Source organism: Streptomyces sp. NPDC058632, assembly GCF_042717095.1.
Classification (GTDB): Bacteria; Actinomycetota; Actinomycetes; order Streptomycetales; family Streptomycetaceae; genus Streptomyces.
This window is the reverse complement of record NZ_JBHXQZ010000120.1, coordinates 1-22,126: the sequence shown is the minus strand read 5'-3', so window position 1 is coordinate 22,126 and position 22,126 is coordinate 1. Positions and strand designations below refer to the sequence as shown.

Annotated in this window: 16 protein-coding genes and 1 pseudogene; 11 read left to right on the top strand and 6 right to left on the bottom strand. The window is 71.4% G+C overall.

Features of this window, described 5'->3' with window-relative positions; all coding sequences use genetic code 11:
* Nucleotides 1-1,454, bottom strand: a 1,454-nt coding sequence (locus tag ACFWVE_RS31465; protein WP_384021450.1) for a peptide chain release factor 3, incomplete at its 3' end; no start/stop codon positions are given.
* Between the two features lie 507 nt (nt 1,455-1,961).
* Between ACFWVE_RS31465 and ACFWVE_RS31460 the strand changes: the two genes are divergently transcribed.
* Entirely contained in the window at nt 1,962-3,647 is a 1,686-nt protein-coding gene (locus tag ACFWVE_RS31460) for a ribonuclease J (RefSeq protein ID WP_384021447.1), read from the top strand.
* Nucleotides 3,648-3,743: 96 nt separating this feature from the next.
* Nucleotides 3,744-4,472 carry a spermidine synthase gene (locus ACFWVE_RS31455; RefSeq protein WP_384021444.1) on the top strand — a complete coding sequence of 243 codons (729 nt, stop codon included), beginning with the start codon at nt 3,744-3,746 and terminating at the stop codon, nt 4,470-4,472.
* A gap of 196 nt (nt 4,473-4,668) precedes the next feature.
* Here the strand turns inward: ACFWVE_RS31455 and ACFWVE_RS31450 are convergent, their stop codons facing one another.
* Nucleotides 4,669-6,171: a SulP family inorganic anion transporter gene (locus tag ACFWVE_RS31450; protein ID WP_384021441.1), complete on the bottom strand. Its 1,503-nt coding sequence runs from the start codon at nt 6,169-6,171 to the stop codon at nt 4,669-4,671.
* Between the two features lie 402 nt (nt 6,172-6,573).
* Between ACFWVE_RS31450 and ACFWVE_RS31445 the strand changes: the two genes are divergently transcribed.
* Complete coding sequence (locus tag ACFWVE_RS31445; RefSeq protein ID WP_384021438.1) at nt 6,574-6,987, top strand: MerR family transcriptional regulator; 414 nt, start codon at nt 6,574-6,576, stop codon at nt 6,985-6,987.
* A 348-nt stretch (nt 6,988-7,335) separates the two neighbouring features.
* Here the strand turns inward: ACFWVE_RS31445 and ACFWVE_RS31440 are convergent, their stop codons facing one another.
* Both ACFWVE_RS31440 and ACFWVE_RS31435 read right to left on the bottom strand, forming a co-directional pair.
* Entirely contained in the window at nt 7,336-8,046 is a 711-nt protein-coding gene (locus ACFWVE_RS31440; RefSeq protein WP_384021435.1) for a hypothetical protein, read from the bottom strand.
* A gap of 184 nt (nt 8,047-8,230) precedes the next feature.
* Nucleotides 8,231-9,379 carry an acyltransferase family protein gene (locus ACFWVE_RS31435; protein ID WP_384021432.1) on the bottom strand — a complete coding sequence of 383 codons (1,149 nt, stop codon included), beginning with the start codon at nt 9,377-9,379 and terminating at the stop codon, nt 8,231-8,233.
* A 552-nt stretch (nt 9,380-9,931) separates the two neighbouring features.
* Between ACFWVE_RS31435 and ACFWVE_RS31430 the strand changes: the two are divergent.
* Nucleotides 9,932-10,308, top strand: a pseudogene (locus ACFWVE_RS31430) (6-phosphofructokinase); the annotation flags it as partial.
* 126 nt (nt 10,309-10,434) lie between these two features.
* A complete protein-coding gene (locus ACFWVE_RS31425; protein WP_384021456.1) occupies nt 10,435-11,082 on the top strand; it encodes an antibiotic biosynthesis monooxygenase family protein in 648 nt (215 codons plus the stop codon).
* A 119-nt stretch (nt 11,083-11,201) separates the two neighbouring features.
* Here ACFWVE_RS31425 and ACFWVE_RS31420 read toward each other — a convergent pair whose 3' ends face one another.
* Entirely contained in the window at nt 11,202-12,452 is a 1,251-nt protein-coding gene (locus tag ACFWVE_RS31420; RefSeq protein ID WP_384021430.1) for an MFS transporter, read from the bottom strand.
* Nucleotides 12,453-13,033: 581 nt separating this feature from the next.
* Here ACFWVE_RS31420 and ACFWVE_RS31415 point away from each other — a divergent pair.
* The 5 genes from ACFWVE_RS31415 to ACFWVE_RS31395 all read left to right on the top strand — a co-directional run bounded on the left by ACFWVE_RS31415 (nt 13,034) and on the right by ACFWVE_RS31395 (nt 17,642).
* Complete coding sequence (locus ACFWVE_RS31415; protein WP_384021428.1) at nt 13,034-13,693, top strand: TetR/AcrR family transcriptional regulator; 660 nt, start codon at nt 13,034-13,036, stop codon at nt 13,691-13,693.
* A gap of 418 nt (nt 13,694-14,111) precedes the next feature.
* Nucleotides 14,112-14,417, top strand: a complete 306-nt coding sequence (locus tag ACFWVE_RS31410) for a hypothetical protein (protein ID WP_384021425.1) — start codon at nt 14,112-14,114, stop codon at nt 14,415-14,417.
* Between the two features lie 159 nt (nt 14,418-14,576).
* A complete protein-coding gene (locus ACFWVE_RS31405) occupies nt 14,577-15,263 on the top strand; it encodes a TIGR04222 domain-containing membrane protein (RefSeq protein WP_384021423.1) in 687 nt (228 codons plus the stop codon).
* A gap of 438 nt (nt 15,264-15,701) precedes the next feature.
* The gene (locus ACFWVE_RS31400; protein WP_384021453.1) at nt 15,702-16,955 is read left to right on the top strand and encodes a sensor histidine kinase; all 1,254 of its coding nucleotides are present in this window, start codon (nt 15,702-15,704) and stop codon (nt 16,953-16,955) included.
* A 159-nt stretch (nt 16,956-17,114) separates the two neighbouring features.
* On the top strand, nt 17,115-17,642 hold the full coding sequence (locus tag ACFWVE_RS31395) for a GNAT family N-acetyltransferase (RefSeq protein WP_384021420.1): 528 nt from the start codon (nt 17,115-17,117) through the stop codon (nt 17,640-17,642).
* A 7-nt stretch (nt 17,643-17,649) separates the two neighbouring features.
* Here ACFWVE_RS31395 and ACFWVE_RS31390 read toward each other — a convergent pair whose 3' ends face one another.
* Entirely contained in the window at nt 17,650-18,477 is an 828-nt protein-coding gene (locus ACFWVE_RS31390; protein WP_384021417.1) for an AMP-binding protein, read from the bottom strand.
* Nucleotides 18,478-18,944: 467 nt separating this feature from the next.
* Here ACFWVE_RS31390 and ACFWVE_RS31385 point away from each other — a divergent pair, with 467 nt between their 5' ends.
* The gene (locus tag ACFWVE_RS31385) at nt 18,945-21,776 is read left to right on the top strand and encodes an AAA family ATPase (RefSeq protein WP_384021415.1); all 2,832 of its coding nucleotides are present in this window, start codon (nt 18,945-18,947) and stop codon (nt 21,774-21,776) included.
* The last annotated feature ends 350 nt before the right edge of the window (nt 21,777-22,126 follow it).

The following is a 22,126-nucleotide window of genomic DNA, read 5'->3' as shown; positions in this document are numbered from 1 at the left end:
TTGAGTGCCTCGGCGCCGGCGGCGTCGGTGGCCCGGGCCAGGTGGTAGGGCAGCATCTCCAGTCTCACGGCGGCGGAGAACTCGCCGGCCATGCGCGTGGTGACGACGTCGAACTGCATGGGGCCCACGGCCGCGAGCACGGGCGCCTGGTCGCCGCGCAGGTCGGAGGCCAGGACCTGGACCACGCCCTCCTCGTCCAGCTGCGCGATGCCGCGCCGGAACTGCTTGGAGCGGGACAGGTCGACCGGTCGGACCACCGCGAAGTGCTCGGGCGCGAAGGTCGGCATCGGCGGGAACACGGCCGGCCGGCCGGTGTGGAGGGTGTCGCCGACGCGCAGGGCGGCGGCGTTGCCCAGGCCGACCACGTCGCCGGGGTAGGCGATGTCGACCATGGAGCGGTCCTGGCCGAAGACGCTGTGCGCGTACTTGGTGGCGAACGGCTTGCCGGAGACGGCACGGGTGACGGTCATGCCCCGTTCGAAGATGCCCGAGCAGACCCGCATGAACGCGATCCGGTCACGGTGCGCGGGGTCCATGTTGGCCTGCACCTTGAACACGAGCCCTGAGAACGGCGCGTCCACCGGCCGGGTCCCCCCGCCCTCCAGCTCGCGCGGGCCGGGCGGCGGGGCGAGGTCGACGACGGCGTCCAGCAGCAGCCGCACCCCGATGTTGGAGACCGCGGCACCGAAGAACACCGGCGTGGTCCGGCCCGCCAGGAACGCCTCCGGGTCGTGGACGGCGCCGTCGGCCTGCAGGAGGTCCAGTTCCTCGAGCGCCTCGCCCCAGTCCGCGCCCTCTTCCAGGGCGGCCTGAGTGGCCGGGACGGCTTCCTCGGTCGCTTCGTGCGCGCCGCCGGGCGTACGGGTGTAGCGCAGCATCCGCCCCGGCTCGCGTACGTCGATCAGCCCGCGCAGGTGTCCGGCGTCGCCGACCGGCCAGGTGACGGGGGTGGGCCTGAGACGGAACTCACGCTCGATCTCGTCGAGAAGTTCCAGGGCGTCGCGTCCGGGGCGGTCCCACTTGTTGATGAACGTGATCACCGGAATACCGCGGTGCCGGCAGACGTCGAACAGCTTGCGGGTCTGCTCCTCCAGGCCCTTGGCCGCGTCCACGAGCATCACCGCGCAGTCCACCGCCGCCAGCACCCGGTAGGTGTCCTCGGAGAAGTCCGCGTGACCGGGAGTGTCCAGCAGATTCAGCACACACCCGCGGTGCGCGAACTGCAGCACCGCCGAGGTCACCGAGATCCCGCGGGCCTTCTCGATCTCCATCCAGTCCGACGCCACCCCGCGCCGCCCGGCCTTGCCGTGCACCGCGCCCGCCTCGGTGATGGCCTGCGCGTGCAGGGCGAGGGCCTCGGTCAGCGTGGACTTGCCCGCGTCCGGGTGACTGATCACCGCGAACGTCCGCCGCCGGGCCGCCTCGGAAGCCGCCAAGTCCTGGGGGGAACTCATCGCACCGCCTCCGCGTCCGCCGCGGCCTCCGCAGGCCGGGCCGGGGACCCGTGCGGGAAACGGGCGGATTCCTCCGCCTGCCCCGACTGCCGACGCAGGTCCTCACACCGCGCATCGGCTTCGACCCAGTACTTGCGCAACCGTGTCACCAGTTTCTCGTGTGCTTCGCTGTCACTGCCCGGCAAGGGCGAACCGTCGGCGGAAAGCCCTCCGGCGGTTCCAGAGCAGCCCGTACGTCCTCCGGGCAGAAGCCCAGCGGCCGCATACACCGCGCCGCCGCGCCTCGCGTACCCACTCTCTCACTGAACCAGTAACCTACTCTAACGTTAAGTTAGGTTACTAATCCCTGCACGAGGACAGCCCCGAGGCGCAGCGCCGTATACTTCGGACCGGGCGCAGACGACGCCCCGGTCATCGCCCTCCCCGGACGTGCTCCGCGCGCCTGGTTTCGCGCTCCACGGGGCAGGCGGGGAACCGCCTCGGCAGACGCTCCGCTAACGTCAGAATATGAGCCATCCGCACCCCGAACTCAAAGCCGCCCCTCCCCTGCCCGAAGGAGGGCTGCGGGTCACCGCCTTGGGCGGCCTGGGCGAAATCGGCCGCAACATGACCGTATTCGAGCACGCCGGCAAGCTGCTCATCGTGGACTGCGGGGTCCTGTTCCCCGAGGAGACGCAGCCAGGGGTGGACGTGATCCTTCCCGACTTCACCTCGATCAGGGACCGCCTGGACGACATCGCGGCCGTCGTCCTGACCCACGGACACGAGGATCACATCGGAGGCGTGCCCTATCTGCTGCGCGAGCGCTCCGACATTCCCGTCGTCGGCTCGAAGCTGACACTGGCGTTCCTGGAGGCCAAGCTCAAGGAGCACGGCATCCGGCCGCGGACGGTACGGGTCAAGGAGGGCGACCGGCGCGGCTTCGGCCCCTTCGACTGCGAGTTCGTCGCGGTCAACCACTCCATCCCGGACGGGCTCGCCGTGGCGATCCGTACCGGAGCCGGCATGGTGCTGCACACCGGCGACTTCAAGATGGACCAGTTCCCCCTCGACGACCGCATCACCGACCTGCGCGCCTTCGCCCGCCTGGGCGAGGAGGGCGTCGATCTCTTCCTCACCGACTCCACCAACGCCGAAGTGCCCGGCTTCACCACCTCCGAGCGGGAACTGAACCCCGCCATCGAGCAGGTGATGCGCACCGCGCCCCGGCGGGTCATCGTCTCCAGCTTCGCCAGCCACGTGCACCGCATCCAGCAGGTCCTGGACGCCGCCCACCAGCACGGCCGCAAGGTGGCCTTCGTGGGCCGCTCCATGGTCCGCAACATGGGCATCGCCCGCGAGCTGGGCTATCTGAAGGTCCCCTCCGGCCTGGTCGTGAGCACGAAGGAACTGGAGAAGCTCCCCGACCACCGCATCACCCTGGTATGCACGGGATCGCAGGGCGAACCGATGGCCGCCCTGTCGCGGATGGCCAACCGCGACCACCAGATCCGCGTCGGCGAGGGCGACACCGTCCTGCTCGCCAGCTCCCTGATCCCCGGCAACGAGAACGCCATCTACCGGGTGATCAACGGGCTGACCCGGTGGGGCGCCCACGTCGTCCACAAGGGCAACGCCAAGGTGCACGTCTCCGGGCACGCCAGCGCCGGCGAACTCGTCTACTGCTACAACATCGTCAAGCCCCGCAACGTCATGCCCGTCCACGGCGAGTGGCGCCACCTGCGGGCCAACGCCGACCTCGCCATCCGCACCGGCATCGCCCCCGAGCGGGTCGTCATCGCCGAGGACGGGGTCGTCGTCGACCTCGTCGACGGGCGCGCGTCCATCACCGGCAAGGTGCCCGCGGGCAACGTCTACGTGGACGGCATGGAGGTCGGCGGCGCCACCGAGGCATCCCTCAAGGACCGCCTCACCCTGGCCGAGGAAGGCGTCGTCACCGTCGTGGCCATCGTCGACGCCGACACCGGTGCGCTGGCCGAGGCACCCGACTTCCTGGCCCGCGGCTTCGTCCATGACGACACCACCTTCGAACCCGTGATCCCCGTCATCGAGAAGACGCTGGCCACCGCCGCCCAGGAGGGCGTCGGCGACGCCCACCAGCTCGAACAGCTCGTCGCCCGCGCCGTGGCCAACTGGGCGTTCCGCACCCACCGCCGCAAGCCCCTCGTCATCCCCGTCATCATCGACGCCTGACACGGTGGCCCCCGCCTCACCCTCGGGCGGGGGCTGCCAGGCACCATCTCAGCGGCACTGCCCTCGGTGCCCAACGGACATCGGAAAGGTGGACGGATGAGTCCGCGCTTCGAGGAGCTCGACTGGCGGGAGACACCGATCGGTGAGATCAGTCTGCGACGGCGCCGTCATCCGGTCTCGGGCGAGGAGGTGTACGAGGTCAAGCTCGGCGACGAGTTCTTGATGTCCAGCCTCTTCACCGCCGGCGAGATCGCGCTGGCGGAGCTGGGTCTGGCGAAGCTGCCGAACACCGAACTGGACGTCGTCGTCGGCGGACTGGGGCTCGGATACACCGCCCGGGCGACGCTGGACGACCCCCGGGTCCGCAGGCTCACGGTGATCGACGCACTCGCGGAGGTCATCGACTGGCACCAGCGGGGCCTGGTCCCCCTCGGGACCGGGCTGGTGTCGGATTCCCGCTGCCGCCTGGTCCACGGCGACTTCTTCGCGATGGCCGCCGACACCAGCGGACTGGACCCGAAGGAACCGGACCTCCGGTTCCACGCCATCCTGCTGGACGTCGACCACTCCCCGCGCGATGTGCTCCACCCGCGCCACGCCGCGCTCTACCAGCCGTCCGGGCTCCGTGCTCTCGCCGGGCATCTCCGCCCCGACGGCGTCTTCGCCCTGTGGTCGAACGATCCGCCCGACGAGCAGTTCATCTCCGCGCTCCACGAGGTCTTCGCCGAGTCGACGGCCCACGTCGTCGAGTTCACCAACCCCCTGCAGGGCGGTACGTCGGCCAACACCGTCTATGTGGCCGGCGCGAAAACAGGCGCGCGCTAAAGGGGATCCACGGGCCGCCCGGGTCGCTCTCCCCGTCGGGCGTCCCTTCCGTCCGGAGACGGCGGGCCGCCCGCGAGCTCGTCGGGCCGGTATGAGCAGACGCCCCGGTACGCATGCCGAAGGCCGCCCGCCTTGCCGCTCCGTGATCAGCGCAGGCAGGGCGGCCGGTCTGTCTGTCTGTCTGTCTGTCTGTCTGTCAGTGGCCACCGGTGAGTTGTCCGGCGAGGCGCTGGTGCATGTCGGCGCTGGGTTCGTTGAGGCCGACGATGGTGACCTTCTTGCCGCGCTGGGCGTACTTGGTCTCGATGGCGTCCAGGGCCGCGACGGAGGAGGCGTCCCAGACGTGGGTGCCCGACAGGTCGATCACCACGTCGTCCGGGTCGTCCTTGTAGTCGAACTGGTAGACGAGGTCGTTGGAGGAGGCGAAGAACAGTTCGCCGGTGACCGAGTAGACGACCTGCTTGCCGTCGGGGTCGACCACCCCGGAGACGTTGGCCAGGTGCGCCACCCGCTTGGCGAAGATGATCATCGCGGCGATGGTGCCGACGACGACGCCGATGGCGAGGTTGTGGGTGGTGACCACGACGACCACCGTGGTCACCATGACGACGGTCTCGCCCAGCGGCATGCGCTTGAGTGTCCTGGGCCGGATGGAGTGCCAGTCGAAGGTGGCGACCGACACCATGATCATGACGGCGACGAGGGCGGCCATGGGGATGTCGGAGACGACCGGCCCGAAGACGATGCACAGCACCATCAGGAACGCGCCCGCGAGGAAGGTGGACAGGCGGGTGCGGGCGCCGGAGACCCGTACGTTGATCATCGTCTGGCCGATCATCGCGCATCCGCCCATGCCGCCGAAGAAGCCGGTGACGATGTTGGCGACGCCCTGACCGATGGACTCACGGGTCTTGCCCGAGTGGGTGTCGGTGATGTCGTCGACCAGCTTGGCCGTCATCAGCGACTCCATCAGGCCCACCAGCGCCATGGCGAGGGCGTAGGGGGCGATGATGGTGAGGGTGTCCATGGTGAAGGGGACGTCCGGCAGGCCCGGGACGGGCAGGGAGGACGGCAGTTCGCCCTTGTCGCCGACCGAGGGGACCGCGATGCCGGCGGCGACGGTGATGACGGTCAGCACGACGATGGAGACCAGCGGCGCCGGGATCACCTTGGTGACCTTCGGGAAGAACACCATCAGGGCCAGACCCGCGGTGATGAGCGGGTAGACCGCCCAGGGGACGTCGCGCATCTCCGGTACCTGGGCCATGAAGATCAGGACGGCGAGCGAGTTGACGAAGCCGACCATCACCGAGCGGGGCACGAAGCGCATGAGCTTGGCCACGCCGAGTGCGCCCAGGATCATCTGGAAGACACCGGCGAGGATGACGGCGGCGATCAGGTAGCCGAGGCCGTAATCGTGGTTGAGCGGGGCGATGACCAGGGCGATCGCGCCGGTGGCGGCGGAGATCATCGCCTTGCGGCCACCCACGACGGAGATGACGACCGCCATGGTGAACGAGGCGAACAGGCCGACGCTGGGGTCGACACCGGCGATGATCGAGAAGGAGATGGCCTCCGGGATCAGGGCCAGGGCCACAACCAGCCCGGCCAGCACCTCGGTACGGAGGATCTTCGGGGAGGCCAGCCAGTCGGGCTTGGACATGCGCAGCTTGGGGGCCGCGGACAGCGGTGAGGACATGCAACCGTTTCTGTTCGGGCGCACACGTTCATGCCGCTGGACGCGCGCGCGTCGTACCGATTCCACAAGGTGCGGACTCTCCGGCGGCCCGGCCGCCTCGGCGGGGGCCGTGCCGGACAGGGCGGCAACCCCACGGTTGCCGGTCGGGCATCATTGCCCGGAAGTCTTCGGGTGCCGTCCGGGCCCGGACGGGGCCTCGCTACGGCGGTTGCGCCCCTGCCGCGCGCTGGACGGCGGGGGCGAGCACAGAGGAAACTGTACCCCAACGTAAGGGCAGAGTACGGTTTGTCGACTTGTGAAAAGCAGGTAAATAGCCTCCAAAATCCTGTGATTGTTCTCACGTAGACTCAAGAGCTTGACGATTTCTTAAACAGGCGGAGATGTGAAGGAGAAGGTGCGGCGATGAGCGAGCGGCACATGCAGATCGGCGAGGTGGCCGAGCGGACCGGTCTGTCGCTGCGCACCATCCGGCACTACGAGGAAGTGGGCCTGGTCATTCCTTCGGCGCGCAGCAAGGGCGGCTTCCGCCTGTACGCGGAGGCCGACGTGGCGCGGCTGATGGTGATCCGCCGGATGAAGCCGCTGGACTTCTCCCTGGAGGAGATGCGGGACCTGCTGGAGATCACCGACCGGCTCGCCGCCACCGACGACCCGCCCGCGGACGGGGAGCTCGAGCGCCTGCGGGAGCGGCTGGACTCCTACCGCAAGGTGGCCGAGGCACGCTGCGAGACCCTGCGGGCCCGGCTGGAAATGGCCGAGGACTTCGCCTCCACCCTGCGCCGCCACCTGCAGACGGATGCCCATTCGGGCGCCTGACCCGCTTCGGTTCTGGCCCGGGTCGAGGGGCGTGGTCCTCCACGGATCGCGCCCCTCGACGCGGTCCGGCCGCGCAACGGTGTTCGGCGTGGGGCGCGGTCGGCAGAGTGCCGACGAGGTGCACGACGGCGCCCCGGGCGGACGGCGTCGGAATGCGGTCCGCAGCCTCACCGGGGGTACGGGCACCCGGAAACAGGTCTTCGCGACGCGGCAGCCCCGGGCAGTTCCTCCATGCTTCATGGCCTGGGGCCGCTTCCGTCGGTGGCGCTGTTCAGCGGAGGGCGGCGGCCGGGTCGGAGGCGAGCCAGCCGCGGGCACCCCAGAAGCCGACGGCGCGGCAGACGGTGCTCAGGCATCACTGGGCGCGATCACCTCCGTCACTCCAGTGTCCAGGCCCCATTCGGCAAGCCGTTCGGCGGCACTGTCCTCCTCCAGCACGGTCAGCCGGTTGTGGGAGCCGAGATGGGTGCCCAGCAACAGCATTGCGGTGGCATCGGCCTGATCGGAGGACTCACTCATGAAAGCGGCGATGGCCTGCCGGACGGTGGGCACCATGAACGGTGACGGCGACGGCGCGGCCTTCGGCCGGGCCTGTCGCAGGCGTACCGGGGTGCGCGGCACAGGTGGTCTCTGCGCGACTCCGGCGGTTTCGGCTGCGGCAGCGGGACCGGGCTTCCGGGCGGGCGCAGGAACCGGCGAATCCGCCGACGGCGCGGCAGCCACCGCCGGCTCCTGGGCGGCACCGAGACAGGCGGCGACGTAGTCACTGGGCACAGGGATGTTCTGGGAGACGGAGGTCTCCAGCTCCTCGGCGTCGCAGCTGCGGCACAGTGGCAGTTCACGCCAGCCGATGATGGACAGCTGGGTCCCCCGCGAGTGCCGGGTCATGGCCTGCGGGCGGTGGACGATGTCCTGCCCGCCGCAGCAGGCGCAGCGCACACCGCCGCGCATCCACTGCGTGTGACAGGTCAGACAGGTGATCCTGATGTCGTCGTCCACTGCTTCGGCGCGCAGGTCCTCGGCCTCACCGCACGACGGACAAGTCGCCACACCCGCCATGATCGTCCGCCCTCCTGGCCGCAGAGCCTTTGCCGACAAATCCCACCGTCACGCGAGATGGACTTTCGGGTCAAGGTTCCCTCTTTCCGATCAGTCGGCGAAGGCTCCTCCGTGCTTACCCGACATCATGGCCGGGTAAGCGCGGGCCGACCACGGCTGCCGTACGGCGGCAAGAGAATCCGGTTCAGCCCTTGGCCGGTCGTTCGGCCGGGTCCCGGCGAAGGGCCCAGGCCAGGTCCGGCTCGGTCACCGGACGAAGGACACGGCGTACCGGCGGGGTGCACATCAGGGTGACGGCGACGGCCGCGACGAGGGTGAGGACGATCTTCCCGGCGGGGTCGTGCAGCCAGGCGTGGGCGTCGACGAAGCCCGAGTACTTGGCACCCTTGGTCAAAAAGCCGTGGAGCAGGTACCCGCAGATGGTGCCGGCGCCGAGCACCGTGAACCAGGTACGCCGACGCGGGACCCAGGCCAGGAAGGCGGCCGTCAGCAGCAAGGAGCAGCCGAACAGTGCGAGGGTCATGACCGCGCCGGTCCACCACGGTTCCCCAATCTCCTGCGCGCTGGAGCGGCGGAAGAACCACTCGTTGCGCATGCGGGTGGCCGCCCAGTACGCGAAGGCGAGCGCACCGGCGAAGACGGGTATCGCCAGCATCCTGACCGCACGACGGTCCAGGAGCCGGAAGTGCTCGGGCTTCAGGCACAAGCCGAGCACGAAGAACGGGAGGAACTGCAGGACCCGCTGCAGGTTGAGGTCCTCCCCGATGCCGGGGGTGACGGACGCCAGCACCGCGACGGCCAGGGCGACGGCGAGAGGATGACGCAGCTGCTGCCACAGGGGCGTGGTGAGCCGCCAGATGAACAGCGCGGCGAGGAACCAGGTCAGCAGGAAGGGGTCGAGCAGGCTGATGGCGAAGTCGGGTTCGTCGGCGGCATAGCGCCGGAACAGGGAGTAGGCGGTCTCGAAGACCACGTAGGGCACCACGATGCCGCTGAGCAGACGCCCGAGCTGGCGGGGGCGGCCGGCGAAACTGCGCGACAGGTAGCCGGAGATGACGATGAACGCCGGCATGTGGAAGGTGTAGACGAGGATGTACAGCGCCTTGGTGGCGCGAGTGCTCTCGACGAGCTCCCACGCGTGGCCCACGGCCACCAGGACGATCAGCAAGTACTTCGCGTTGTCGAAGAACGCGTCACGTGTGCCACCGTCGGCCGGTGAACGGCTGCTTTTCGATGCCGACGTCGATATCGAGGAACGGGCCGCGTCCTCGGCCAGGCTCCTCTCTGGAGCAGTGACGCGAGGAGTGACGGCGTGGGGGATGTCGTTGAACAAGGCTACCTTCTCGTAACAGGAGAGATGCCGAGCCACAGTAACCGACTCCGTGAACTCACCCACCCAGTCGCGGTACGGTCAGCGACGTCAGGCACCAGCGAGACTTGGCCCCCCGATTCGCGGCGGCGGAGCGAGCAACCCACCGAAACTCACCTTAAAAGTCAGCTTTACTGCCGCTTTACCTTGACGTCGGTCGTGCCCGTGAACGACCCACCCCTTCAGCCGCACCGAAGACCACAGACACGAGAAGGTGCGCCGATCAGCAGCCTGCGATTCCCGAGACAGCCAACACACTCTCTTCTTACGTGAGCCGAGACACAGGAGCGTCCATCTCCACTGAGAGTCACGCACGGGACATCATCGGTGCGGAGGGGCCGCAGATGTTCCTGGTCGTGGGCGGCGGGAGGTGGTCGAGCCGGGCGTCAAGGAACTGCTCTCGAAGGAGTTGGCCTGCAGCCGGCCGAGCGGTCGGGGAAGAGTGTGAGCCGGGCACTTGCCCCGCATGGGTGAGGGTTTGGCCCCTGTACCCGCTCTGAAACGGTCGAACATGCGGTGATCGCCGAGGGCGCCAAGCCGAATACCAGGTCGACTCGACGGACATCGACGAGGGCGGACCGCAAGGACGTCTACGGCCAAGAGCGGTTCGCCAAGAGGGCGTGGCGGCTTTCGCCGGAGCTGCAGCGCTACTCGGCAAGGAGACCCGTCCGATGGTTCTCACGCACACCCAGCGCGGCGGCACGCCGACCGCCTACGACAGGGCATCGGCTACACGGTTCGGCCGGCACACGGTGGAAGCCAGACACCGGGACGGACCCGGGATGCCGACCGCGCCACGCGGCACCGACATCGTCGCGGTGTCGCTTGCCGAGACCGTCGAGAGGCTGAGGGCGGTGCCCGAGGAGCGCTACGCCGAAGCCGAATGCGTGGTGTGGCACGAGCTCCCGCCCGCGGGCCCGGCGCCTGCCCCGGGCCCGGTAAAACAGTTGTCGCCCCTGGCCTCTGCCCCCGCATCATCGTCAGGATCCGACCGCTCATCACCTTTCGAGGAGACCGCGTTGACGACCGACCGCTTCCCGGACCTCGCCCGCGTCGGCACCGCCGTGATCGGCACACGGCATGTCGGAGGACCCGATCGCCAGCAGCCGGCCGTCGACGCCGAAGTGCAGGCAGTGGACTGCGCTCCTCCACCACACGGTCTCGATGCCGTGAGCTGGTTCGCGAGCACGGACGGCGAGACCGTGCTGTCGCTCGCACAGTGGGAGAGCACCGTGACGTATGACGCCTTCGTGCGTGACGGTGGCTACGCCGCACCCTTGGCCGGCCCGCCTGACTACCGGCTCTACCACAGCCTTGCCGAGCGAGACGAGACTCGTGTCCCGGGCTGCCTGATCACCGCCGCTTTCGACGTCGACGGACCCGAGCGGCAGCGCTCCTTCACCGACGCGGTACTCGCCGTCCAGCCGGAGGAGGGCGGACACCCCGGCGCGATCTCGGCCCACTTCCTGCACAGCACCGACGGCAGCCGTGTGCTGCTGTACACGGAGTGGACCAGCGTCGAGGCGCACCAGGAGGCTGCCGAGGCCGGTGACCACGACAAGGGGCACGAGATCTTCTCCGGCACGCCCGGAGTGCGCCTCACCCACGGCGGACGCTGGCATCTGTGCCACGCTCTGCGGCTCACCAGGGAGCGAACAGCCGGTTGAGGTGGTAGCGCGGCACCTCCATGGTGGCCTCGAGGCGCGTCGGCCGATCAGCACACCCGTGCCGAGGCCGTGACCGAGGGCAAACAGGCGCGCACTCGACGTCCGGGCCGCCGCCTCGTTCAGCCGCTACGGCTCGCACGTACCGCAGCAGATCGGCGAGCCGGGTCTTTCAGCCGGAACAGAGCGATGAGAATGACTGCGGTTCCGGCCGCGGAGATCAGGGCTCCGGTCATGATGGATGTGGAGTCGATCAGCGGACCGAAGATCAGGGGAGAGCCGAACTGGCCGCCGAACAGGGCGGTGGCCTGCAACGAGGTGGCCGTTCCCCGTTGTTCGGGCGGGGCCGCGTGGTCGACCAGGACGGTCAGGGTGGGCATGGCGATGCCGTTGCCGAGCCCGGTCAGCGCCGGCACCAGCAGCAGGGTCAGGGCGTGGTCGGCGAAGGCGAAAACCAGGAACGCCGTCGTCCAGGCGCCGGCCGCGATACGCATCAGGACGGCATGCCCGAGCCGGGCGGTGAGCTTGGCGTAGGTCAGGCCGACGGCACCGGCGGCGGCCGAGGCGATGACCGTGCCGTACAGGGCGACCAGGAGAGTGTTGTGGATGCCGAGTTGGTCCAGGCGACGGGGAAGGAACACGGCCAGGACCATCATCAGCCCGGTGGTGACCACCCACAGTCCGCACAGTGCCGTCAGCTTCGGGTGCCGGCGCAGCAGTTGCAGCGCGCCCCTCTTGGCACCGGTGCCGGACGCAGAACCGTCGCCCGGTTCGGCGCGGCCGGGCGGTGCAGACGGCAGGGCCAGCAGGGTGGCGAGGCTCAAGGGGAGAGCGACGAGGTAGACGGCGAAGGGCGCATGCCAGGAGAGGTTGCCCAGCGCCCCGGCCGCCACCGGGTACAGGAACCCGCCCGCCGTGGTGGCGGTGGTCCGCCAACCCATCGCCCGGTCCCGGGCATTGCCCCGGTACAGGGTGAGAAGAGCCACGGTGGAGCAGATGAACACCGCTGCCCCGCCGATGCCGAGCAGCAGCCGGAAGGCGAGCAGGACCGAGTAGGAGTCGACGAACAGCCCCGCTCCCCCGCCCACCGCGTACAGGGCCAGTCCCGCGGCCAGCGGCCGGCGTGGCCCCAGCCGGTCGGTCAGGCGCCCCACCAGCGGGCTGGCCACGGCGATGGCCAGGCTGTGGCAGGTCAGGATCAGGCCCGCCTGGGTGCTGCCGAGGTTCAGACTCTGCCGGATCAGTTCGATCACCGGGGCGATGGCGGCCCCACCCATCACGCCCAGGGTGGAGGCGAGCAGCAGCACCACCAGCACCGCTCGGCCGCCCCCCGCCACACCCGGAACCGGTTCTGCCGGCCGTGTGTCCGTCACGCCGCCACCGGAGCGGTGTGCAGGTGCCGGCGACGGCGGCCGCAGGGCTGCAGCCCGGGAGTGTTCCCGTTGATCCGGCACCTCACGTGCGCGGCGCTCGGGCCGTGCATCGGTGGCACGTCCGTCGTCACGGCGGACGCCTCGTCCAGGAACGGTGCGGGCGGTAGCGCGCCGGCACCGCCGGCCCGGTTCCCGGGCCCTCCGGCTCGTACGAGCCACGACAGGCCAGAGCCCGGTCCAGCCCGTCGCCGCCCTTCCGTTGCTCGTACGCCGTGAGTGCCTGCCCGTCGGGTCACGACCCCTTCTCCTGCCCGGCGACCTCTTCGACGGTCACTCGGACGTATCCGTCCCCCCGCGCACCGGACCCTGATCGCCGCGATGCGCCATCCGGACGGGCGATCCGAGGCGGTGTCACGACACATCGGTTCATACCTCCACCCCCTCACACATGAACACGGCGGGCAGGCCGGTACCACTCCCACCCCACCTGCCAAAACTGAGACCGAGTCCAACTATGGCATGAGTGCCGATATGGCTCCAGTACCTATCAGGTCCGAGTGCGGTTTGAGTAGCCTGGGGCCGTGCCCACTCACCCCTCCCCCTCGGACGACATCGCACTGCCGCTGCGGGAACGCAAGAAGCAGCGCACCCACCGCGTCCTCGCCGACGCCGCACTGACCCTGTTCAGCGAGCGCGGGTTCGACCGCGTGACCCTGGAGGAACTCACCGCACACGCGGAGATCGGCCGTAGCACCTTCTTCCGTTACTACGGCACCAAGGAGGACGTCGCGATGGCCGCCGAGGGCGAGCTCTGGGACGCCTACATCGCCCGCTTCACCGAGCACACCGATGCCGGTCCGGCGCTTGGGGCCCTGCGCGCCGCGCTGACCGCGGCCATCCTCGGCATGCCCGACGGCTGGGACCGGCGCTTCCTCGCCACTCGCCGCCTGGCCGCCGGCACCCCCGTCCTGCGTGATCACAGCATCCTGTCGTCCATGAAGGTGCAGCAGCGCCTCGTCGAACTCCTCGAGGAACGCCTCGGCATCGACAGCCGGGAGGACGTCCGCTTCCGGCTGCTCGGTGAGTTCGCCCTCAGCGCCTGGCGCTGCGGCGCCCGCAACTGGGTCGCCGGTCGCGGCTACGACAACCGCCGCGGTCACGGCGGCCGAACCACCCTCGCCCAGCGCGTCGACGAAGCCTTCGAAGCCATCCCCGGCAGCCTCGCCGTCGAACTCCCGTAACCGAATGCGTCCGCACGACGGCACTCAGGCCGGTCCGTGCCCCGTACCAAGGGAACATCGTCCGCGCCTGGCAGAAGCCGCGCCCGCACCTCCCTCCGGGCTTCCGTGGCATCCGACCGGACATGGACACGGCTCCGGCCCTGGATGCCGTGGACGTCAAGGCGGCCGCGGCGCCCCTGCTCTGCGCGGGGCGTGTGCATGGTCGGTTTCGGCAGTGCGTAGGCGACCGAGGGGCCGATGGCCAGGGCGAACACGATGGTGGTGACACCCACGTCTCCGCCGAGCAGTCGGCCCGCGAGCATGACCGTCGGTTCGATGGCGGTGCGTGCCACGAGGACCGGCACGCCGCGGGCGGCCGGTCCGGTCCACCGATCCCGTCCGGGGTGCGGGTCCGTCCGGTGGGCAGCAGCCTGGACACATGGCAGATCCAGCACACGCGGCAGCTGCAGCAGGTCCGACGGAACATCCGCACATCGTGGTGCGCTCCCCGGCGCTGGACGGCTCGCGCCGGGTCACCTCGGGCCACGAGACGCTGGGCGTCGCCTCGCACATGGACGACGTGGGCGAGATCCTGCGGCTCGCAGACCATGGGGGTACCTCCCTGCTCGAGCTGATTCGAGAGCTTGGGGGAGTCACCGATGTCGGGGGAACCGACCTCATCGAGTGGCAGGGCGGCGGTCCCGAGGACTGGCCGGGCCTGTCGGAGGAGCACCACGAGGCCTGATCCCTACGGGGCTACGGCAGCGGCCGTAGCCCCCCTACGGCACCCTCAAATGAACCTCTGAACCGTGCCCCGGAGGCTTCGAGCACCCCCACCGCCGGGCAGAAACCGCACAGGGGGTCCGCCGGCACGGGGGCGGCGGACCCCGGTTCAGGGGGAGCCATGGACGACCGCACCCACCGCACCGACGCCCGGCGGACGCCGCACGAGATCGCGCTGCTCCGCGGCGGCCCGCGTGCCGCGGTCACCGTCGCCGTCGTCGCCCTGTATCTGCGGGGCGGCCTCGAAGCGGGCCCGCCGGGCACCGTGCGGGCCTCCCGCCCGACGGAGGCCGGTGGCACGGGACGACCGCTGCCGCCCCTCCCGCCCTTCCCTCCCGCCCCGCCCGTCGGAAACATGGAACGGGCCCTGTTCCTGGAGAGCGCGGTGCATGGCGTCGCCCTCGACGGACCCACCGGTTTGGACGAGTTGGTCCGCCACCCCGATGTGCGCTGGGCGGTGGCCGAGGTGCGCGTCGGCCTCGCGGAGGCCGGGCTGCTGACCTGTCCCCTGCTCAGGCCGACCCGCGCCGCCCGCCGCCGGGTGCGGGCCCTGCGGGAACAGCGTCCGCTCCCCGCCGTCCGGCGCGGCCTCACCCCGGACGACACGCTGCTCGCCGTCGCGCTGCACGGTGAGGAGGGCCTGCGGGTGTTCGTGCCGCGCTTCGCCCTCCGGGCGGGGCTCACCGCCCGGGTCGAGATCCGGGGCAAGAGCTTGCTCCGGCCTTCCCGGGGCTCCGGGACCTACGGCGGCCCCACCGGCAGCCATTACTGCGGGGGCGGAGGCGGTTGCGGCGGAGGCGGCTTCTGACACCGGTCCGCCCCACCCTCCGGCATCTTCTTCGGAGTCGAGGTGTGCGACGTGGGGGATGCCGGTGGTGCGGGGCCGGGCGGGTCCTACGACGTGATCACGGCGGGCGTGACGGCGGTGCCCGACGCCGCGACGGCCGCGGCGGTCCGCGTGAGCGCCGTGTTCACGGCCCGGGCACCGGCGGCGCGGCGTGTCACGGGTCCGTATGACAGACGTCATGGGAAGCCGTGACAGACCGCACTCCCCCTGTCTTCGGGCCGCGGGGAGGGTGGAGGTCATGAACTTCGTCATGGAACACGCGGACCTGCGGCGGAGCCGCCGGGGACGCGCCGCCGCGGACGTCGTGCACGCCGCGTGCGGCAGCGGTGGCCTCGCGGGACCGCGATGTTGAGTACAACGGATCCCAGGACGAGAGGGCCGGGGACTGGGACCGTGACGATGACCATGAACGTGGACGACTGGGTGGAACGGCTCGGCGGGCCGGACGGCCCCGACCGTTATCGCCGGTACGCGCTTCTCAGTCTCTGCTACTTCGGCGTCTTCGAGGTCGGGCTGTGGGCACTCTGGGTGGCGCAGTCGGATGCCGGCACGTCCACGGTGGTGTCCGTGGCCGCGCCGGCCTCGGTCCACGTCGTGCTCCAGACGCTGCTCTCCCGCGCCGCCCTTCGCCACTATCTCGGCACCGCTCCCCGGCCCGGTCTGCTGATCGCGCTGTACACGGCCGTGACCGTGGCCCTGGCCGCCCTGGGGTGCGCGCTGTACGCCACCGGCCGCATCGACGAACGGGGCCTGGCGACCTGTCTGTTCTGGCTGTTGATGTTCCACTCCGGCCCCTCCGCGCTGGCGCTGCCCCGTCGGGCGGGAGCGGTGCTGGTGGCGGCGGTCTCCCTGTCCATGACGGCGGGCGGTGCGGCGGTGGGGCTCTCCGGGACGTGGCTGGCGATCGTGCTCGGCGGCACCCTGGTCATGGCGCCCTTCATGGCCACGGCGGTCCGGGCCACCGGCTGGGGCGTGCGCCTGGTCGAGGAGCTGGCCGCGGCACGGCAGACGCAGGCACGGCTCGCCGTCGCCGAGGAGCGGCTGCGGTTCGGCCGCGACCTGCACGACGTGCTGGGACGCAACCTCGCGGTGGTGGCGCTGAAGAGTGAGCTCGCGGTCCGGCTGGCGCACCGGGGGCGGTCGGAGGCGGTGGACCACATGGTGGAGGTGCAGCGCATCGCGCAGGAGTCGCAGCGGGAGATCCGCTCGGTGGTACGCGGCTACCGCACCGCCGACCTGCACACCGAACTCGCCGGAGCCCGTTCCGTACTGGAGGCGGCCGACATCGCCTGCCGCATCGAGGACGGGCCGGCACACCGGCTTCCCGTCGACGTCCAGGCCGCACTCGGCTGGGTGGTGCGCGAGGGAACGACGAACGTGCTCCGCCACGCGCCGGGCGCCTCGCACTGCACCGTGTCGCTGCGTACGGCGGGCCCGAACGCGGTACGGCTGACGATGGACAACGACGGCGCGCCCGATGCCGAAGGCGGTGCGGGCACCGGTCTGTCGGGACTGCGGGAGCGCCTGTCCGGCCTGAACGGCACGCTGGCCGTGGAACGGCGCCCCAAAGGCGTGTTCCGGCTGACGGCACACGTCCCGTGGGAGGAGGGGGAGGAAGAGGGGGAAAGGACTGGATGGCCCGACGACCGGTGACCGGGACCCCGCCGACAGCCTCGGCGTCCTCTGCTCCCGCTCGGCCTCACCGGCACCCCGCGGCTGGTGAACGCCCCGGCCGACGCGCTGGAGGCCACCCGCTCCCCGGAAGTCGGAAAAACCGGGGCGTTCCCGCCCCCGCCGTCCGATACTCTGCGCATGCGTACGCACATCCGGGCCGCCGCCCCCGACGAGCTGTCCGCCCTCCAGGACATCGAACGGGCCGCCGGCGCCCTCTTCCGCGCCCTGGGCATGCCGGAGATCGCCGACGACGAGCCTCCCGCCCTCTCCGCCCTCGACCACTACCGGCGGGCGGGCCACTGCTGGGTCGCCGCCGACGAACGGGACCGGCCCGCCGGGTATCTGATCGCCGAGCCGGTGGACGACGCGTTGCACGTCGAGCAGGTCTCGGTGCACCCGCGCGCCGCCCGTCGGGGCGTGGGCCGGTCCCTGATCGCCCACGCCGCCGGGCGGGCCCGCGCCCAAGGCCTGACCTCCGTGACCCTGACCACCTTCACCGACGTCCCGTGGAACGCCCCGTACTACGCCCGCCTCGGCTTCCGCCCGCTGGCCGAGGCCGCACTCACGCCCGGCCTGCGCCAAATCCGCGCCGAGGAGAGCGAGCACGGGCTGGACCGGTGGCCGCGCGTGTGCATGTCCAGAACGACCTCCGACAAGTGGTCCTGACCGTCTGTCAGGAGCGCTTGACAGGGCTGCCGGCGTACGGCTCGGTGTGCACACAGCCGCGCATGGATGGACGTGCGCAGCGAGGCGTACGCGCACTGCTTCGATCCGGGTGAGGGTGCGCTGCTTGTTCACATGTTCTGGCACGTTTGTGGTGGGAGAGGGTGGCGCCCTCGGGGAAGCCGGTGGTGCCCGAGGTGTACTGGATGTTGACCGGGTCGTCGCAGCTCAGCCCGGCGGCGACGGCGGCGAGCCGCTCGTGCGGCACGGTGGCGGCGGCCTCGGTCAGCGCGTCCCGGGACGGGTCGCCGATGTACACGGCCTCCCGCAGTTCGGGGCACCTCCCGCGCACCTGGTCGACCAGGACCCGGTAGTCGCTGCCCTGGTGGGCGAGGGAGGCGATCAGCACGGCGACGCCGGCCTGCCGCAGGACGTACTCCAGCTCGTGGGCGCGGTGGGCCGGGTTGATGTTCACCATGATCGCGCCGATGCGGGCGGTGGCGTACTGCGTGAGAACCCACTCGGGACAGTTGACCGCCCAGATGCCGACGCGGTCGCCCGTCGTGATCCTCTTCGCCGGCAGCCCGCGTGCCACCTCGTCGACCGCGGCGCCGAACTCGGCGCAGGTCCAGCGCCGTCCCGAGGGCACGTCGACGAGGGCCTCGCGGTCCGGGTACGCGGCGATCGCGCGGTCGAGGTTGGCGCCGATCGTGTCGCCGAGCAGCGGGGTGGTGCTCGTGCCGTGGCTGTACGACGGGGAGGGCGCCGGAGGCTGTGCCGGGGACGGCGCAGGGGACGGCGCAGGGCTCGACGGAATCCTGGGAGGTGAGGGGGTCATCGGAAGTCCTCCGCCGTCGTCATGGGTGCTCCGTCCTCCTCGGTCCCGGACCTTGCCGGGCGGCTCTCTCCCGTCGTCCAGTCCGTGATGCCGGTCTCCCTACCCCGAAAGGGGGCGGGGGCTCACTCGGGAGCCGCGGCGAAGGGGGAACAGGTGACGGCCGGCCCGACGAGCCGCTCCACGGCGCGGCGGGTCGGCCGCGCCCACGGCGAGCCTGCCACCGAGGGGCCGGCCACCGAGAGCCGCGTGCGAAGACGGTGGTCTCCGCACGCGGGGCGGGGTGGTTGCCGTAGGTTTGCGGTGCTCAGGTGAGGTCGGTAATACCGGCGGGCCGGGGTTTTCGACCGGTGTGCCGGGACTTTGGATTTCATCCGCGCGTCCGCTGTTATTTCCCTCACGACGTCGTGCCTCCGGATTTAACCGACCCATTGCCTAATATTGGCCAGGACACGACACAGGAGGGAGCGGTGACCGTGCGCCGGGACTTCAGGGATCCTGCCAGGTGCCGCCCCGACCTGGTCATCGGCAGGGAGGAGCCGTTCGCCGAAGCGCGCGAGCAGCTGGCCCGCGGGGGCAGCGTGCTGCTGCACGGGCCCGCCGGAATAGGTAAATCGACCGTGCTGCGGGCACTTGCTGCGGAAAACGCGGGCGGAGCGGCCACGGTGTTGCGCTGCTCCGCCACGGAGTCCGAATCCCACCTTCCGTTCCTGGCGCTGGCGGATCTGTTCGGTCTGGTCCTCGAGCGGGTCTCCGGTGCGCTGCCCGCCGCGCAGCGCACCGCCCTGGAGTCGGCGCTCACCGGCCGCGGCGAGTCCACTCTCCAGCGGGACGGGCTCGCGCTGCGCCTGGCGGTGCTGTCCACGCTGCGGGCGCTGGCCGCCGAGGGGCCCGTCCTGGTCGTCGCGGACGATCTGCAGTGGCTGGACTCGGCCAGCACGGAGCTGCTGGGCTTCGCCGCCCGGCGCCTCGGTGACGCGCCCGTGCAGATGCTGTGCGCGGTGCGGGCCGAGGGCGGCGAGGGGCAGGAGTACGACCGTCATCTGCGGGCCTGCCCGCCGGACACACGCGTGGTGCGGCTCGGCCCGTTCTCCCGTGCCCAGGTGTCCGCGCTGCTCGACCACCGCGGTTACACGGGTCTGTCCCGCACCACGGTCCGTGACATCCACCGCACCAGTGACGGCAACCCGCTGTTCGCGCTCGAACTGGGCCGTGCCCTGGCCGAGAGCCCGGCCCGGCCGCGCCCCGGTGAGCCGCTGCCGGTGCCGACCTCGCTGCGTGCCCTGGTGCTCAGCCGGCTGGAGATGCTGTCGGACGACGCGCGCCGCACCCTGCTGGTGGCCAGCGCCGGTGCCCGCCCGACGCCGGCGTTGCTGCACGCGGCCGGCCGGGACCACGCCGAGGAGGAGACGGCCCAGGCCGCCGCGCTGGGGCTGCTGGCGACGGACCCGGAGGAGCCGGCGCTGCGGTTCGCGCATCCGCTGATCTCGGCCGCGCTGTACGCGGAGGCCCCCGCACACGAGCGGCGGGCCGCTCACGCGGCGCTGTCCACGGCGGCCTCCGACCCCATCGAGCGGGCCCGGCATCTGGCGCTCGCCACGACCGGCACCGATCCGGAGGTGGCGGCCCGGCTCGCCGAGGCCGCCGCGCTGGCCCGTGACCGCGGGGCGCCCTCGGTCGCCGCCTCGCTGGGGCTGCTGGCCGCCCGCCGCACCCCGGCCGACAGCACGCCGGGCCCGGACGAACGGCGGCTGCGGGCCGCCGAGGACGCCATCATCGCGGGAGAGGCGGATCTCGCCCGGGACATCGCGCGCGAGGTGCTGACCCGGGCCACGGTGCCCGCGGAGCGGGTGCGGGCGTGGATGGTGGTCATCGAGGCGGCCGGGCAGGCGCTCGGCGAGGTCGACGCGGTCTTCCCGCAGGTACTGGCCGACGCGGGTGACGACCCGCGGCTGCTCGCCCTGGTCCACTACCAGCTGGCCTGGCGGGAACTGGTGGTCGACGGCGACTTCGACAAGGCCCGGCGGGAGGCCGCGCACGCGGTGGACCTGGCGGCGCGGGGCGCGGACCGGCGCACCGAGCTGATGGCGCTGGCCTTCCAGTCGTCCACCGAGACCCTGATGGGCCACCCGGACGCCCCGGCCACCATCAAGCGGGCCCTGAGGGAACCCCAGGACCCCTACGTGGCCTGCCACCACAACGGCGCGGGCGTGGCCAGATTCCGCTGGCTGCTCATGAGCGACCAGCTGCCCGAGGCCCGTAGGAGCATCACCGGGCTGCTGCGTGAGGCGCGGCGGCGCGGCATGGTCGAGAGCGAGGTGCACTTCCTGCGCTTCCTCGCCGACACGGAGCTGCGCTCCGGGCACTGCGGCCGCGCCCTGGACCTGGCCCGGGAGAGCCTGCGGCTGGCCCGGGACTCCGGGATCGGGGAGGGCGCCTCGGCGATGCTGGCCTCGCTCGCGGAGGCCTGTGGCGGGGACGTGGAGCGGGCACTGGCACTGGCGCGGGAGGCCGCGGACCACGCCGAGGTGGACGGCGACCAGATGTACCTCTCGCGCGCCCTGGCCGCCTTCGGCTACGCCCAGCTGGTCGCCGGGGACGCGGCGGGTGCCGTCCGCTCGCTGCGCCGGGTGCGGGAACTGGAGCAGGGCATGGGCATCACCGACCCGGCGCGGGGCCGCTGGCACGGCGATCTCGCCGAGGCTCTGGTCCGGATCGGTGAGCCCGGCGAGGCGCAGGAACTCATCAACCTCACCCGGGTGCACGCGCTGCGGCTGGACCGTGCGGGCGTCCTCGCCGTACTGGACCGCGCGGAGGCGCTGGTGCGGGCGGCCCGCGGGGAGCACGAGGCCGCGCAGGAACAGTTGGCGTCCGCGCAGGAGCGGCTGGGGCGGCTGGGGCACGGGCTGGAGGAGGCGCGGGCCGCGTTCGCGCTGGCCCGGCTGCGCGCCCGGCGTCCGGGGGCGGCCCCGGGTCATGCCCCGTACGACGAGGCCGCCCGGCTGTTCAGGCGCTGCCGCGCGCTGCCCTGGCTGCGGCAGGTGGACGCGGCCGTGGCCGCCGGTCCGGTGGAGCCGGAGACGGCGCCCGCGGCCACCTCGGCGGCGCTGGACGGACTCGCCTCGATGGAACGGCAGGTCGCCTCGCTGGTGATGGAGGGCGCCACCAACCGGGAGATCGCCGCCCGGCTGTTCATCAGCGTCAAGACGGTCGAGGCGACGCTCACCCGGGTGTACCGGAAACTCGGCATCCGGTCGAGGGTGGACATCGTCCGTCTGGCGGCGGGGCGCCGCACGAAGTGACCCTGGGGACCGAGGGTTTTCCCTGTGCAACTCCCGTAGGGGGTTCCCTCATTGGGGGCTCGCGCTCCGGCTCGTAGCGTAATGGTGTGCCGCTCGCCGGGCACACGGGGCCGGTAGCCCGGTCCTCGTGTGGAACCCCCCACCCCGCGCGACCCCCCGCCGGCAACCGAGGAGGAGACCGATGTCCGGGCTCACCCGCAGTACGAAGACCGCCGCGACCGCTGACGTGATCGCCGCCACCTGATTTCCTGAGTACCCCTCAGGTGATTGCCAGGGGGCGGGGGGGGGGGGGGGCCCGGCCCCCCCCCCCCCCCCCCCCCCCACCCCGCCCGGGAACCCCAGGGCGCGCC